Source organism: Streptomyces sp. NPDC050439 (assembly GCF_040655335.1).
GTDB lineage: Bacteria > Actinomycetota > Actinomycetes > Streptomycetales > Streptomycetaceae > Streptomyces.
The window spans coordinates 289,856-304,792 of the sequence record NZ_JBFAJT010000011.1; the positions used below are offsets into that span (position 1 = coordinate 289,856).

The 14,937-nt window shown below is 70.5% G+C and carries 13 protein-coding genes; 10 read left to right on the plus strand and 3 right to left on the minus strand.

From position 1 onward, the window contains the following. Positions 1-50: 50 nt before the first annotated feature. The 6 genes from dxr (at position 51) to AB0I66_RS37960 (ending at position 7,396) form a co-directional block, all read left to right on the plus strand. Positions 51-1,307 carry a 1-deoxy-D-xylulose-5-phosphate reductoisomerase gene (gene dxr / locus AB0I66_RS37935; RefSeq protein WP_363212618.1) on the plus strand — a complete coding sequence of 419 codons (1,257 nt, stop codon included), beginning with the start codon at positions 51-53 and terminating at the stop codon, positions 1,305-1,307. Beyond that, entirely contained in the window at positions 1,304-2,605 is a 1,302-nt protein-coding gene (locus AB0I66_RS37940) for a site-2 protease family protein (protein ID WP_363212619.1), read from the plus strand. Before dxr ends, AB0I66_RS37940 begins: the two co-directional genes overlap by 4 nt. Before the next feature lie 163 nt (positions 2,606-2,768). Beyond that, positions 2,769-3,926: a flavodoxin-dependent (E)-4-hydroxy-3-methylbut-2-enyl-diphosphate synthase gene (ispG, locus tag AB0I66_RS37945; RefSeq protein ID WP_190084813.1), complete on the plus strand. Its 1,158-nt coding sequence runs from the start codon at positions 2,769-2,771 to the stop codon at positions 3,924-3,926. A 236-nt stretch (positions 3,927-4,162) separates the two neighbouring features. Continuing rightward, positions 4,163-5,011 carry a GNAT family N-acetyltransferase gene (locus AB0I66_RS37950; RefSeq protein ID WP_363212620.1) on the plus strand — a complete coding sequence of 283 codons (849 nt, stop codon included), beginning with the start codon at positions 4,163-4,165 and terminating at the stop codon, positions 5,009-5,011. 72 nt (positions 5,012-5,083) lie between these two features. Then, complete coding sequence (locus AB0I66_RS37955; protein WP_363212621.1) at positions 5,084-5,629, plus strand: GNAT family N-acetyltransferase; 546 nt, start codon at positions 5,084-5,086, stop codon at positions 5,627-5,629. Between the two features lie 69 nt (positions 5,630-5,698). Continuing rightward, entirely contained in the window at positions 5,699-7,396 is a 1,698-nt protein-coding gene (locus AB0I66_RS37960; RefSeq protein WP_363212622.1) for a proline--tRNA ligase, read from the plus strand. Between the two features lie 99 nt (positions 7,397-7,495). Here AB0I66_RS37960 and AB0I66_RS37965 read toward each other — a convergent pair whose 3' ends face one another. From AB0I66_RS37965 to AB0I66_RS37975, 3 genes are read right to left on the minus strand one after another with little or no spacing between them, the layout of a single operon-like run. Next, on the minus strand, positions 7,496-8,389 hold the full coding sequence (locus AB0I66_RS37965) for an aminoglycoside phosphotransferase family protein (protein ID WP_363212623.1): 894 nt from the start codon (positions 8,387-8,389) through the stop codon (positions 7,496-7,498). A 48-nt stretch (positions 8,390-8,437) separates the two neighbouring features. Further along, complete coding sequence (locus AB0I66_RS37970; protein WP_363212624.1) at positions 8,438-8,896, minus strand: ferritin-like domain-containing protein; 459 nt, start codon at positions 8,894-8,896, stop codon at positions 8,438-8,440. Further along, positions 8,893-9,432 (minus strand): hypothetical protein, encoded by a 540-nt coding sequence (locus tag AB0I66_RS37975; RefSeq protein WP_363212625.1) that lies wholly within the window; start codon positions 9,430-9,432, stop codon positions 8,893-8,895. The genes AB0I66_RS37970 and AB0I66_RS37975 overlap by 4 nt, the downstream gene beginning before the upstream one ends. A gap of 252 nt (positions 9,433-9,684) precedes the next feature. Here AB0I66_RS37975 and rimP point away from each other — a divergent pair, with 252 nt between their 5' ends. The 4 genes from rimP (at position 9,685) to infB (ending at position 14,854) form a co-directional block, all read left to right on the plus strand. Then, positions 9,685-10,185, plus strand: a complete 501-nt coding sequence (gene rimP / locus AB0I66_RS37980; RefSeq protein ID WP_363212626.1) for a ribosome maturation factor RimP — start codon at positions 9,685-9,687, stop codon at positions 10,183-10,185. A 2-nt stretch (positions 10,186-10,187) separates the two neighbouring features. Next, positions 10,188-11,186 (plus strand): transcription termination factor NusA, encoded by a 999-nt coding sequence (nusA, locus tag AB0I66_RS37985; RefSeq protein WP_363212627.1) that lies wholly within the window; start codon positions 10,188-10,190, stop codon positions 11,184-11,186. Between the two features lie 67 nt (positions 11,187-11,253). Continuing rightward, positions 11,254-11,544 (plus strand): DUF448 domain-containing protein, encoded by a 291-nt coding sequence (locus AB0I66_RS37990; RefSeq protein WP_363212628.1) that lies wholly within the window; start codon positions 11,254-11,256, stop codon positions 11,542-11,544. 145 nt (positions 11,545-11,689) lie between these two features. Beyond that, positions 11,690-14,854: a translation initiation factor IF-2 gene (gene infB, locus AB0I66_RS37995; protein ID WP_363212629.1), complete on the plus strand. Its 3,165-nt coding sequence runs from the start codon at positions 11,690-11,692 to the stop codon at positions 14,852-14,854. The last annotated feature ends 83 nt before the right edge of the window (positions 14,855-14,937 follow it).

The window sequence follows — 14,937 nt, forward strand, 5'->3', positions numbered from 1 at the left end:
GATCGGGGCGCAGTGTCTCCTCACGCCGCCGCCCAGGCAAGAATGGGGGGATGAGCGACAGTCCAGCCCCCCTCGCCGATCCGCATCTCGTCTTCGACCCCGTCGCGACGGACGGTCCTCGGGACATCGTCATCCTCGGCTCGACCGGATCGATCGGCACCCAGGCCATCGATCTCGTCCTGCGCAACCCCGGCCGCTTCCGCGTCACCGCGCTCTCCGCCGCCGGCGGCCGCGTCGGACTGCTCGCCGAGCAGGCCAGGCAGCTGCGGGTGCGGACCGTGGCCGTGGCCCGCGAGGACGTCGTACCGGCGCTGCGCGAGGCGCTCACGGGTCAGTACGGCAGCGAGCCGCTGCCCGAGATCCTCGCCGGACCCGAGGCGGCCACGCAGGTCGCCGCGTCGCCCTGCCACACCGTCCTGAACGGCATCACCGGCTCCATCGGGCTCGCGCCCACGCTCGCCGCGCTCGAAGCCGGCCGCACCCTCGCACTCGCCAACAAGGAGTCGCTCATCGTCGGCGGCCCCCTGGTGAAGGCCCTCGCCAAGCCGGGGCAGATCATCCCCGTCGACTCCGAGCACGCCGCGCTCTTCCAGGCGCTCGCCTCGGGCACCCGCGCCGACGTGCGCAAGCTGGTCGTCACGGCCTCCGGGGGCCCGTTCCGGGGACGCACGAAGGCCGACCTGGCGGACGTGCGGCCGGAGGACGCGCTCGCGCACCCCACCTGGGCCATGGGCCCGGTCATCACCGTCAACTCCGCGACGCTCGTCAACAAGGGCCTGGAAGTCATCGAGGCGCACCTCCTCTACGACATCCCCTTCGAGCGCATCGAGGTCGTCGTCCACCCGCAGTCCTACGTGCACTCCATGGTCGAGTTCACCGACGGATCGACGCTGGCCCAGGCCACGCCGCCCGACATGCGCGGCCCGATCGCCATCGGCATCGGCTGGCCCGAACGCGTCCCGGACGCCGCCCCCGCCTTCGACTGGACCAAGGCATCCAGCTGGGAGTTCTTCCCCCTCGACAACGACGCGTTCCCGTCGGTCGGGCTCGCCCGGCACGTGGGCAAGCTCGCGGGCACGGCCCCGGCAGTGTTCAATGCCGCCAACGAGGAGTGCGTGGACGCGTTCTTGAACGGCGCCCTGCCCTTCAACGGAATCATGGAGACCGTCACGAAGGTCGTCGCCGAACACGGCACACCGTCCGCGGGAACTTCCCTGACCGTCGCGGACGTCCTCGAAGCGGAGACCTGGGCGCGCGCCCGGGCCCGTGAACTGACGGCGAAAGCGACCGCGGAGGCTCGCGCATGACGACCTTGATGATGATCCTCGGCATAGTCGTCTTCGCGGTCGGGCTGCTGTTCTCGATCGCCTGGCACGAGCTGGGCCACCTGTCGACCGCCAAGCTGTTCGGCATCCGCGTGCCGCAGTACATGGTCGGCTTCGGCCCGACGATCTTCTCGCGCAAGAAGGGCGACACCGAGTACGGCATCAAGGCCATCCCCCTCGGCGGATACATCCGCATGATCGGCATGTTCCCGCCGGGCCCTGACGGCCGCCTGGAGGCGAGGTCCACCTCCCCCTGGCGCGGCATGATCGAGGACGCGCGCTCCGCCGCCTTCGAGGAGCTCAAGCCCGGCGACGAGACGCGGCTCTTCTACACGCGCAAGCCGTGGAAGCGCGTGATCGTGATGTTCGCGGGCCCGTTCATGAACCTGATCCTCGCCGTGGTGATCTTCCTCGGCGTGATGATGACGTTCGGCATCAGCACCCAGACGACGTCCGTCGGCAAGGTGTCCGACTGCGTCATCCAGCAGAGCGAGAACCGCACCAAGTGCGAGAAGGGCGACACGGTCGCCCCCGCCAAGGCCGCCGGACTGAAGCTCGGCGACAAGATCGTGGCCTTCCAGGGGCAGCCCGTCGACGACTGGTCCGCGCTCCAGGGGAAGATCCGCGAGACGATCGGCCCGGCCACCATCACGGTCGAGCGCGACGGCAAGCGGGTGGAACTGCAGGCCGACCTCATCAAGAACCAGGTCAGCAAGACCGACGGTGAGGGTGGCTATGTGGAGGGCAAGTACGTCACCGCGGGCTTCCTCGGCTTCACCCCCGCCACCGGCATCGTCCAGCAGGGCTTCGGCGACTCCGTGAACCGCATGGGCGACATGATGGAGAACGGCGTCGAGTCGCTCATCGCCCTGCCGTCCAAGATCCCCGACCTGTGGGACGCGGCCTTCGGCGACGGCGACCGCAAGCAGGACTCCCCGATGGGCGTCGTCGGCGCGGCCCGCGTGGGCGGCGAGGTCTTCACGCTGGACATCCCGCCGGAGAACCAGATCGCGATGATGCTGTTCCTGGTGGCGGGCTTCAACCTCTCGCTGTTCCTGTTCAACATGCTGCCGCTGCTGCCGCTGGACGGCGGTCACATCGCCGGGGCCCTGTGGGAGTCGGTCCGCCGCAAGGCGGCCAAGCTCCTGAAGCGGCCCGACCCGGGCCCCTTCGACGTCGCGAAGCTGATGCCCGTCGCCTACGTGGTGGCCGGGATCTTCATCTGCTTCACGATCCTCGTTTTGATCGCGGATGTGGTCAACCCGGTGAGAATCTCCTAGTAACGCGAAGTTTGGGGCGGCCGGGCACTCTATGTGTCCGGTCGCCCACCATTGGGTGGACTTGAGGACGGGATGTGCTCGGGCCCTGTGGGGTGCCGTAATCTCGAAGTCTGGAGCCCGCCGAACTCGGGACCTTGATCCACACCTTGGGGATGCACGCCAGATGACTGCCGTTTCTCTCGGAATCCCGTCCGTACCGACCAAGCTCGCCGACCGCCGGGTCAGCCGCAAGATCCAGGTCGGTACGGTCGCCGTCGGCGGCGACGCACCCGTGTCGGTGCAGTCGATGACGACGACGCGTACGTCCGACATCGGCGCGACGCTGCAGCAGATCGCCGAACTCACCGCGTCCGGCTGCCAGATCGTGCGGGTCGCCTGTCCTACGCAGGACGACGCGGACGCCCTGGCGACGATCGCGCGCAAGTCGCAGATCCCGGTGATCGCCGACATCCACTTCCAGCCGAAGTACGTCTTCGCGGCGATCGACGCCGGCTGCGCCGCTGTCCGTGTGAACCCGGGCAACATCAAGCAGTTCGACGACAAGGTCAAGGAGATCGCGCGGGCCGCGAACGACGCGGGCACCCCGATCCGCATCGGCGTGAACGCGGGTTCGCTGGACGCACGCCTTCTCAAGAAGTACGGCAAGGCGACTCCGGAGGCGCTGGTCGAGTCGGCCCTGTGGGAGGCGTCCCTCTTCGAAGAGCACGGCTTCCGGGACATCAAGATCTCGGTCAAGCACAACGACCCGGTGGTCATGGTCAACGCCTACCGCCAGCTTGCCGCGGCCTGCGACTACCCCCTGCACCTCGGCGTGACCGAGGCCGGACCGGCCTTCCAGGGCACGATCAAGTCGGCGGTCGCCTTCGGCGCGCTGCTCTCCGAGGGCATCGGCGACACGATCCGCGTCTCGCTCTCGGCCCCGCCGGTGGAGGAGATCAAGGTCGGCATCCAGATCCTGGAGTCCCTCAACCTCAAGCCGCGCCGCCTGGAGATCGTCTCCTGCCCGTCCTGCGGCCGCGCCCAGGTCGACGTCTACAAACTGGCCGAAGAGGTCACCGCGGGCCTGGACGGCATGGAGGTCCCCCTCCGCGTCGCCGTCATGGGCTGCGTCGTGAACGGCCCCGGCGAGGCCCGCGAGGCCGACCTCGGCGTCGCCTCCGGCAACGGCAAGGGCCAGATCTTCGTCAAGGGCGAGGTCATCAAGACCGTCCCCGAGTCGAAGATCGTGGAGACCCTCATCGAAGAGGCCATGAAGATCGCCGAACAGATGGAGAAGGACGGAATCCCTTCCGGGGAGCCGACGGTCGCTGTCGCGGGCTGACTTTCCCGTCATGTGGGCCCCGCCACCGACACGGTGGCGGGGCCCACGTGTGTACTGCGGGGCACTCGGGGCGGTGGGCGGGAAAAATCCGCCGCGAAGCGACGAAAAGGTATCGGCCCCACGGGGAGCACCCGCCCGCGGCGAGGAACCCCAGAGGACAAAGGGCCCCCCGCACAAGGCGCCCCCGCCAGGTACAGTGCGGAGATCAGCAGACCGTAATGGTGAGGCCCCCGCACGTGTTGACTCAGACCACCACCAGGGTCCTCGAACCGAGTGACCTGGACGCCGCGCTCGCCGTGCTCGACCGCGAGCCGGTGGCCAACGCCTTCGTGACCTCGCGGGTCCGCGTCGCGGGCCTCGACCCGTGGCGGCTCGGCGGCGAGATGTGGGGCTGGTACCAGGACGGAATGCTGGAGTCCCTCTGCTACGCGGGCGCCAACCTCGTCCCGATCTGCGCGACCCCGCGAGCGGTCCGCGCCTTCGCGGACCGCGCCCGCAGGGCAGGCCGCCGCTGCTCCTCCATCGTCGGCCCGGCCGAGCCCACCGCCCAGCTGTGGCGGCTGCTCGAACCCTCCTGGGGCCCCGCCCGCGAGGTCCGTGCCCAGCAGCCCCTGATGGTCACCGACCGGCTTCCGCAGGACATCACCCCCGACCCCTACGTCCGTCGCGTCCGCAAGGACGAGATGGAGACGATCATGCCGGCGTGCGTGGCGATGTTCACCGAGGAGGTCGGCATCTCGCCGCTCGCCGGCGACGGCGGACTGCTCTACCAGGCGCGGGTCGCCGAACTCGTCGGCACGGGGCGCTCCTTCGCCCGCCTCGACCGCGACGGCAAGGTCATCTTCAAGGCGGAGATCGGCGCGGCCACGGCGCTGGCCTGCCAGGTGCAGGGCGTCTGGGTGGCCCCCGAGTACCGGGGCCAGGGCTACGCGGCACCGGGCATGGCGGCCGTCCTGCGCTACGCCCTCGCGGACGTCGCCCCCGTGGTCAGCCTCTACGTCAACGACTTCAACACCGCGGCCAGGGCGGCGTACCGGCGGGTGGGTTTCCGGGAGGTCGGGGCGTTCATGAGCGTCCTGTTCTAGCCTCCTTCCAGCCCCTACGCGTCTCACACCGCACTCCTCACACACCCCCGTCCGCGAGTTAAAGTTCGGCGCATGACTGACGACGTCGTGATCGGGCCGCTCGACCTCGCCACGCACGTGGACGAAGCGCTGCGGGTGCAGGCCCACGCCTTCGGGCTCAGCGACGACGAGGTGACCGTGCGGCGGCAGATCGTGCTGCGGCACATCACCTACCCCGGCGCCCGCGCGCTCGGCGCCACCACCCCCGAGGGGCGGCTCGTCGCCTTCGTCTACGGCATGCCCAACGACCGCGGCCACTGGTGGTCCACGGTCGTCGAGCCGTATCTGCGCGTGCGCGGCATGGAGGACTGGCTCGACGACTCCTTCGTGATCACCGAGCTGCATGTGCAGCCCGGCCACCAGAACCGGGGGATCGGCCGCACGCTCATCACCACCATCACGGACGCCGCCGACCAGCCCCGTTCGATCCTCTCCGCGATCGACGTCGAGAGCCCCGCGCGGGGCCTCTACCGCTCCCTCGGGTACACCGACCTGGCCCGCAACGTGCAGTTCCCCAGCGCCCAGAAGCCGTACGCGGTGATGGGCGCGCCCCTGCCGCTGAGGCGTCCGGGCACCTAACCGATTTCCGCCCGCGCCGGGGCCCCGCGTAACCTCCTGCCCATCACCCTTTCCACGCAGGAGTTCACCATGGCCCAGGTCCAGCGCATGTCCCGCTTGATGATCAAGACACTGCGCGACGACCCGGCGGACGCAGAGACGCTCAACCACAAGCTTCTCGTTCGGGCCGGATACGTCCGCCGCACCGCCGCCGGCATCTGGTCCTGGCTGCCGCTGGGCAAGAAGGTCCTGGACAACATCACCAACGTCGTGCGCGAGGAGATGGACGCCATCGGCGCCCAGGAGGTCCTCCTGCCCGCGCTCCTGCCCAAGGAGTCGTACGACGCGACGGGCCGTTACGACGAGTACGGCGACCTGCTCTTCCGCCTCAAGGACCGCAAGGGTGCGGACTACCTCCTCGGTCCCACGCACGAGGAGATCTTCACCCAGATCGTCAAGGACCAGTGCTCGTCCTACAAGGACCTGCCGGTCGTGCTGTACCAGATCCAGACGAAGTACCGCGACGAGGCCCGTCCCCGCGCCGGTGTGCTCCGTGGCCGCGAGTTCCAGATGAAGGACTCGTACTCCTTCGACACGACGGACGAGGGCCTCGCCGAGTCGTACGCCCTGCACCGCGCCGCGTACATCAAGATCTTCGAGCGCCTCGGCCTCGACCACCGCATCGTCTCCGCCGTCTCCGGCGCGATGGGCGGCTCGGCCTCCGAGGAGTTCCTGGCGCCCGCGCCGGCCGGCGAGGACACGTTCGTGGACTGCCCCGCGTGCGACTACGCGGCCAACACGGAGGCCGTGTCCTTCGTGGTCAGGGAAACCGCGGATGCCTCGGCGCACGGCCCCGTCGAGGACCTGGACACCCCCGACACCCCGACCATCGAGACGCTCGCGGCCCACCTCGGTGTGCCCGCGTCGGCGACCCTGAAGAACCTCCTGGTCAAGGTCGACGGCGAGATCGTCGCCGTGGGCGTCCCCGGCGACCGCGAGGTCGACCTCGGCAAGCTCGGCGAGCACCTGTCGCCCGCCGTCGTGGAACTGGTGACGGCGGAGGACTTCGAGGGCCGCGACGATCTCGTACGCGGTTACGTCGGTCCGCAGGGCCTGGAGAAGGTCCGCTACATCGCCGACCCGCGGGTGGCGGCCGGCACGGCCTGGATCACCGGCGCCAACAAGATCAACACGCACGCGAAGAACGTCGTCGCCGGCCGTGACTTCGAGGTCGACGACTACCTGGACGTCGTGGTCGTCGAGGAGGGCGACCCCTGCCCCCAGTGCGGCACCGGCCTGAAGCTGGACCGCGCCATCGAGATCGGCCACATCTTCCAGCTGGGCCGCAAGTTCGCCGACGCCTTCCAGCTGGACGTGCTCGGCCAGCAGGGCAAGCCGGTCCGCGTGACCATGGGCTCGTACGGCATCGGCGTCTCGCGCGCGGTGGCGGCGCTCGCCGAGCAGACCGCGGACGACAAGGGCCTGTGCTGGCCCCGCGAGATCGCCCCGGCCGACGTGCACGTGGTGGCCGCGGGCAAGGCGCTCCAGACGGAGCTCGCCCTCGACGTCTCCGAGCAGCTGAACGCGGCGGGTGTGCGGGTTCTGGTCGACGATCGTGCGGGCGTCTCGCCCGGCGTGAAGTTCACCGACGCGGAGCTGATCGGTGTGCCGCAGATTCTCGTCGCGGGCCGTCGCTCGGCCGAGGGTGTGGTGGAGCTGAAGGACCGCAGGACCGGAGAGCGCGAGGAGCTCACCGTTGCCGAGGCGATCGCGCGACTGACTGCCTGAGTCGGACGCTGGGGCTCCGCCCCAGACCCCGTACAAGATGTCCTCAAACGCCGGACGGGCTGGATTTCCAGCCCGTCCGGCGTTTGAGGACGAACTCGGTTAAAGCCACCCCGCGAACTCCAACAACAGCTCCGCATCCTGCTCCCGCCCGACACGGCGGGCCCGCACCCCCGACTCCACGGCCCGGAACAACGTCCACCCCCGCAGTCGCTCCTGATCCACATCCAGCGACTCGGCCAGCTTCTTCACCCGGCGGCGGGTGATCGAGGACCCCGAGGGGGAGGCGATCAGGTCCTCGACGCGGTCACGCACAAGACGCGCCAGGTCGAACGCCGTTTCCCCGACGACCGGGTCAGGGCCCACGGCCAGCCACGGCACGCGATCCCCCTGGAGCACCTTGCTCTGCCGGAACGTGCCGTGCAGCAACCGCACCTCCGCGTCCCCGGCGAGCAGCTCCTCCCGGGCCGCGAGAGCCGCGTCCACCAAGGGCGCGACCTCCCCGTCGGCCGACGCCCGCATCGCCTCCGCCTGCCGCCCCGTCCGCTCGGCGACCGTCTCGAAACGGTGATCCGTGGGCGGCTGGACCCACAGTCGGCGCAGGGTGCCCGCAGCTTCGAGGAGAGCCTTGGCCTCCGGCAGCGAGCGGACCGACACATCGCGGTGCAGCCGTTCGAGCAGGAGGGCGCCGTCCGCGGCCGAGGGATCGAGGAGCCGTACGGCGCCGAGCCCGTTCCAGTGCGCGAGCGCGGCCCGCTCGCTCTCGGGACGCGACCTCGGCGGCACCAGCTTCAGCACCGCGGGCGTCTCGTCGGCCTGGCGCACCATGACGACGAGACTGCTGCGCCCGCCGGGCACATGGACCCGCTCGACGGTCAACTCGCGTAGAGCGACGGCCTGTTCGGCTGCGCCGGGCAGCTTCTCCAGCCAGTCGTCGCCGTCCTGCGCCGTCTCACCGAGTGCGGTGACCAGACGCCGGGGCGGTTCGAGAGCCATACGCGACGTGTTCCCTTCCTGAGCGGGCCAGGGTCCCGCTGACGGACCCTAGGCCTTGGGCGCCGAGGAGCCGGAAGTGGCGGCCCGCTCGGCGAGACCAGGGAAGGTTACGCTCCCGCCGCGCCACCGCGCCGCACGGACCGCCGCCTCCCGCAGCGCTTCGGCCGCGTGCGCACGCCGGGTGCCGGTGGCGGCCCGTACGAGATCCGAGTAGACGCCCGCGACCCGCTCCTCCAGCTCCGTCGCGAGCCGTACGGCGGCCGCGGAGTCCGGCACCTTGAACGGCAGCGCGTAGGCGGCAGCCGAGGGCTCGGGCTCGCCGCCCAGGTCGCGCACGGCGCGCTGCAACTCGTCGCGCCGGGCGCGATGCGCGTCGTACGCCGTGCGCGCCTCGTCCCTGCGGTCCTCGCCGATCCGGCCGCCGACGACCCCGAAGCCGTACACGGCGGCGTGCTCGGCACCCAGCGCGGCCTGCACCGCCCGCAACTCGTCCTTGGACTCGCTCACTTGTCGCCCTCCGTCAGCAGATACGCGTGCGCTGCGCCCGACGCCGCCACCGAGGCGAGCAGCCTGGCCAGTTCCGGCGGCGCGTCGAGCAGGTCGTTCCCGCGCCGCTTCGCCAGCTTCCGCTCGGCCTCGGCCAGCTCGCGCACGGCTTCCTTCTCGTCCTTGGGGACGGAGGGCTTGCGGGAGGGCGCCGCGGAGGGGGAGGGGGAGCCCGAAGCGGCGGCGGGGCTCGGCGGCGCGGACCCCTCCGCGAAGGCCTTCTCGTGCCGCTTCACCTCCGCCCGCAGCGGATCGAGGCGACCGGCCAGCGAGGGGTGTGCGGCGAGGACAGCGTCGTACCGTTTCAGCAGCTCACCGCTGTCCTGGGCGCTGCGCGCGCGCAGGCGTGCGGTGGCGGACGGGCGCTCGTCCGCGTCCGTGGAGGCGGACGAGCAGCCCGACAGGAGCACGGCCCCGGCCGCTCCTGCGGCCCCGGTCAGCAGGCTCCTGCGGCGCGGCCCCGAGGGGGCGTGCGAGGGGGTGGGATACGACGGCACGGCAGACGTCCTCGGCAGGAAGGCCAGAAAGGCAGGCAGTCAGAAGGTGGGCGAGCCGGGCGTGAGCCCGGTGATCACCGTACCTGCGGCCTGCCCTCGTACGCGTGAGCGGCTCGGCGCCGGGCGGAGAACGGGCGGGTCGCGGCCCGACAGGGGCCCGCCGGCGGGCGGCAACACCCCTCGGGACCGGATACCCTTTGACCTGACACACGACGAACCCACAACAGCACACGCGGCCGAGGAGTCACCCGGATGAGCACCACCCAGAGCGAGAGGCTGCGAGAACTGCTGGAACCGCTCGTCAGCTCGAAGGAACTGGATCTCGAAGAGATCGAAGTGGCCTCGGTCGGACGCAAGCGGGTGCTGCGGGTGGTCGTCGACTCGGACGACGGCGTGGACCTGGACCAGATCGCGGAGATCAGCCGCGAACTCTCGGAGAAGCTCGACGAGAGCGACGCGATGGGCGACGGGGAGTACACCCTCGAAGTCGGCTCCCCGGGCGCCGAGCGCCCGCTGACGGAGCACCGCCACTATCTGCGCGCCGTCGGCCGCCTGGTGAAGTTCCAGCTCACGGAGGGCGGCGACGAGCTGATCGCCCGCATCCTCGACGTGGACGACGAGGGCATGAATCTTGAAGTACCGGGCGTGAAGGGGCGCAAGCCCACCGCCCGCAGGCTCACCTTCGACGAGATCGCCAAGGCGCGCGTCGAGGTCGAGTTCAACCGCAAGGACAAGAAGGAAGAGGAGGCGTAGCCGTGGACATCGACATGAGTGCCCTGCGGGGTCTGGTCCGGGAGAAGGAGATCTCCTTCGACCTGCTGGTCGAGGCGATCGAGTCGGCCCTCCTCATCGCTTACCACCGCACCGACGGCAGCTTCCGTCGCGCCCGCGTGAAGCTGGACCGCGAGAGCGGCCATGTGACGGTGTGGGCGACGGAGGACCCGGCTGACCTCGAAGAGGGTCAGGAAGCCAAGGAGTTCGACGACACCCCGTCCGACTTCGGCCGTATCGCCGCGACGACCGCCAAGCAGGTCATCCTGCAGCGCCTGCGCGACGCCGAGGACGACGCGACCCTCGGCGAGTACGCGGGCCGTGAGGGCGACATCGTCACGGGCGTCGTCCAGCAGGGCCGCGACCCGAAGAACGTGCTCGTCGACATCGGCAAGCTCGAGGCCATCCTGCCGGTGCAGGAGCAGGTGCCGGGCGAGGAGTACTCCCACGGCCTGCGCCTTCGTTCGTACGTCGTCCGGGTGGCGAAGGGTGTCCGTGGCCCCTCGGTCACGCTGTCCCGTACGCACCCGAACCTCGTCAAGAAGCTCTTCGCGCTCGAGGTCCCGGAGATCGCCGACGGGTCGGTCGAGATCTCGGCCATCGCCCGTGAGGCCGGCCACCGGACCAAGATCGCGGTGCGTTCGACCCGTCAGGGCCTCAACGCCAAGGGCGCCTGCATCGGTCCGATGGGCCAGCGCGTGCGCAACGTCATGGCCGAGCTCAACGGCGAGAAGATCGACATCGTCGACTGGTCGGACGACCCGGGCGAGATGGTCGCCCACGCGCTGTCGCCGGCGCGGGTCAGCAAGGTGGAGATCGTCGACATGGCGGCCCGTTCCGCACGGGTCACGGTGCCGGACTACCAGCTGTCCCTCGCCATCGGCAAGGAGGGCCAGAACGCCCGCCTCGCCGCGCGGCTCACGGGCTGGCGCATCGACATCCGCCCGGACACCGAGCAGCCGCAGGACTCTCAGGAGTCTTGATCAAGACAACAACCGTTCGATTTTTGCCCCAAAGGGGTGAGGTCGGTACGGGGAGGTAGACTTAATCGTGTCTGGCCGGACGCAAGCCCGCGCATGCCCTGAACGCACCTGTGTGGGGTGCCGGGAGCGAGCGGCCAAGAGCGATCTGCTGCGCATCGTGGCGAAAGGGGGCGCTTGCGCCCCCGATCCAAGCGGTACGCTGCCCGGCCGGGGTGCGTATATCCACCCCGTCCCGGTCTGTCTCGACCTGGCGGTCCGACGCAGGGCGTTCCCGAGGGCCTTCCGGGCTCCGGGCCCGCTCGACACGGCGGACTTGCGCCGAGCCGTCGAGACAGTTGCCCAGCAGGCAACACCGTAAGGAAGGTCGCGCGGAACCCCGCGCGACCCTGGTATTCCGCGAGTTGGAAGTAGGTCGAGATTGCGATGAGCACTCGATGAGCACGCGATGAGTACGCCCATGAAGTAGCGACGGTCCGGCGTAACCCGGACCTAAAAGGAGCGAAGTGGCTAAGGTCCGGGTATACGAGCTCGCCAAGGAGTTCGGCGTAGAGAGCAAGGTCGTCATGGCCAAGCTCCAAGAACTCGGTGAATTCGTACGTTCGGCGTCCTCGACGATCGAGGCGCCCGTAGTACGTAAACTGACTGACGCATTGAACACGGGTGGCGGCAACGGCAAGTCCGCCGCCAAGCCCGGGGCGCCGCGCAAGCAGGCCGCCCCCAAGCCGGCGACGCCGTCGGCACCCTCTTCCGCGCAGGCCGCCCGTCCGGGTCCGGCCGCGCCCAAGCCGCCGGCGGCCAAGCCCGCCGCCGCGGCCGACAAGCCCGCGGCCTCCCCGGCCGCTCCCGGCCCGCGCCCGGGTCCGAAGCCGCCGACGCCCAAGCCGGCGCCGGCAGCTCCGGCCGCCCCCGCCGCGCCGGTCACCCCGGCTCCGGCGTCGCCGGCCCCGGCAGCCCCGGAGTTCACCGCTCCGCCGGCCGCTCCGGCCGCCTCCTCGGCGCCGGCAGGTCCCCGTCCGGGCGCTCGCCCGGGTGCCCCGAAGCCCGCGGGCCGTCCGGCCCCCGGCCAGGGTGGTCAGGGTCAGGGTGGTCAGGGCCAGGGTCGTGGCGACCGCAACGACCGTCAGGGTGGCGCTCCTCGTCCCGGCGGCCAGGGTGGCGCCCCGCGCCCCGGTGGCCGTCCGGCAGGACCGCGCCCCGGCAACAACCCCTTCACCTCTGGTGGCTCCACCGGCATGGCGCGCCCGCAGGCGCCCCGTCCGGGCGGCGCCCCGCGTCCCGGCGGCCAGGGTGGCCCCGGCGGTCCCGGCGGCGCCCCGCGCCCGCAGGGCCAGGGCGGCCAGGGTGCTCCTCGTCCGCAGGGTCAGGGCGGCGCTCGCCCCAGCCCCGGCGGCATGCCTCGCCCGCAGGGCGGTGCCCCGCGTCCCGGTGGCGCCCCCGGTGGCGGCGGTAACCGTCCGAACCCGGGCATGATGCCGCAGCGTCCCGCTGCTGGCCCGCGTCCCGGTGGTGGCCCCGGCGGTGGCCGTGGTCCCGGTGGTGGCGGTCGTCCCGGCGGTGCCGGTGGCGGCGGTCGTCCCGGTGGCGGCGGCTTCGCGGGTCGTCCCGGTGGTGGCGGTGGCGGCTTCGCCGGTCGTCCCGGCGGTCCCGGTGGCGGTGGCGGCGGCTTCGCCGGTCGTCCCGGTGGCGGCGGCGGTCGTCCCGGCTTCGGTGGCCGTCCCGGCGGTCCCGGTGCCCGTGGTGGCACGCAGGGTGCCTTCGGCCGTCCCGGCGGGCCCGCCCGTCGTGGTCGCAAGTCGAAGCGGCAGAGGCGCCAGGAGTACGAGTCGATGCAGGCTCCGTCGGTCGGCGGCGTCATGCTGCCGAGGGGCAACGGCCAGGCGGTCCGCCTGTCCCGTGGTGCCTCGCTGACCGACTTCGCCGAGAAGATCAACGCCAACCCGGCGTCGCTCGTCGGCGTGATGATGAACCTCGGCGAGATGGTCACGGCCACGCAGTCCGTGCCGGACGAGACGCTGAAGCTGCTCGCGGACGAGATGAACTTCGTCCTCGAGATCGTCAGCCCCGAGGAGGAGGACCGCGAGCTGCTCGAGTCCTTCGACATCGAGTTTGGCGAGGACGAGGGCGGCGAGGAAGCGCTCATGGCGCGTCCGCCCGTCGTCACCGTCATGGGTCACGTCGACCACGGCAAGACCCGTCTTCTGGACGCGATCCGCAAGACGAACGTCATCGCGGGCGAGGCCGGCGGCATCACGCAGCACATCGGTGCCTACCAGGTCGGCGCCGAGGTCAACGGCGAAGACCGTCGCATCACCTTCATCGACACCCCCGGTCACGAGGCGTTCACCGCCATGCGTGCCCGTGGTGCGAAGTCCACCGACATCGCGATCCTCGTGGTCGCGGCGAACGACGGTGTGATGCCGCAGACGATCGAGGCGCTGAACCACGCCAAGGCGGCCGACGTGCCGATCGTGGTCGCGGTCAACAAGATCGACGTCGAGGGTGCCGACCCGACCAAGGTGCGCGGTCAGCTCACCGAGTTCGGTCTGGTCGCCGAGGAGTACGGCGGCGACACGATGTTCGTCGACATCTCCGCCAAGCAGGGACTGAACATCGAGTCCCTCCTGGAGGCCGTGGTCCTGACCGCGGACGCCTCGCTCGACCTGCGGGCCAACCCGGAGCAGGACGCGCAGGGTATTGCGATCGAGTCCCACCTGGACAAGGGCCGCGGCGCCGTCGCGACCGTCCTGGTCCAGCGCGGTACCCTCCGCGTCGGTGACACGATGGTGGTCGGCGACGCGTACGGCCGAGTCCGCGCGATGCTCGACGACAAGGGCGAGAACGTGACGGAGGCGGGTCCCTCGACTCCGGTCCTCGTCCTCGGTCTCACCAACGTGCCGGGTGCCGGCGACAACTTCCTGGTTGTCGACGAGGACCGTACGGCCCGTCAGATCGCCGAGAAGCGTGCCGCCCGTGAGCGCAACGTCCGCTTCGCCCGCAAGGGTGTGCGGTTCTCCCTGGAGAACCTGGACGAGGCCCTCAAGGCCGGTCTGGTGCAGGAACTCAACCTCATCATCAAGGGCGACGCGTCCGGTTCGGTGGAGGCCCTCGAGTCCTCGCTGCTCCAGCTCGACGTCGGCGAAGAGGTCGACATCCGCGTCCTGCACCGCGGCGTGGGTGCGGTCACCGAGTCGGACATCGACCTGGCGACCGGCTCCGACGCGATCGTGATCGGCTTCAACGTCCGTGCGGCCGGTCGTGCCGCCCAGATGGCCGATCGCGAAGGCGTGGACGTCCGGTACTACTCGGTCATCTACCAGGCGATCGAAGAGATCGAAGCGGCCCTCAAGGGCATGCTCAAGCCGGAGTACGAAGAGGTCGAGCTCGGCACGGCGGAGATCCGCGAGATCTTCCGCTCGTCCAAGCTGGGCAACATCGCCGGTGTTCTTGTCCGGTCGGGCGAGGTCAAGCGCAACACCAAGGCGCGCCTCATCCGCGACGGCAAGGTCATCGCGGAGAGCCTCAACATCTCCGGTCTGCGCCGCTTCAAGGACGACGTCACCGAGATCCGCGAAGGGTTCGAGGGCGGTATCAACCTCGGCAACTTCAACGACATCAAGATCGACGACGTCATCGCGACGTACGAGATGCGCGAGAAGCCGCGAGGCTGATCACGACAGCTCGAACCGGGGCCGGTCGAGGGGAGGTAAATCCCGTCGATCGGCCCCGGCCGTTCCGTGTACGGTTCTTGTGT

Bases quoted from the DNA above. Each gene is read 5' to 3' on its own strand.
- dxr (WP_363212618.1), top strand. From the start codon at position 51: ATGAGCGACAGTCCAGCCCCCCTCGCCGATCCGCATCTCGTCTTCGAC.
- AB0I66_RS37940 (WP_363212619.1), top strand. From the start codon at position 1,304: ATGACGACCTTGATGATGATCCTCGGCATAGTCGTCTTCGCGGTCGGG.
- ispG (WP_190084813.1), top strand. From the start codon at position 2,769: ATGACTGCCGTTTCTCTCGGAATCCCGTCCGTACCGACCAAGCTCGCC.
- AB0I66_RS37955 (WP_363212621.1), top strand. From the start codon at position 5,084: ATGACTGACGACGTCGTGATCGGGCCGCTCGACCTCGCCACGCACGTG.
- AB0I66_RS37960 (WP_363212622.1), top strand. From the start codon at position 5,699: ATGGCCCAGGTCCAGCGCATGTCCCGCTTGATGATCAAGACACTGCGC.
- AB0I66_RS37965 (WP_363212623.1), bottom strand. From the start codon at position 8,389: ATGGCTCTCGAACCGCCCCGGCGTCTGGTCACCGCACTCGGTGAGACG.
- rimP (WP_363212626.1), top strand. From the start codon at position 9,685: ATGAGCACCACCCAGAGCGAGAGGCTGCGAGAACTGCTGGAACCGCTC.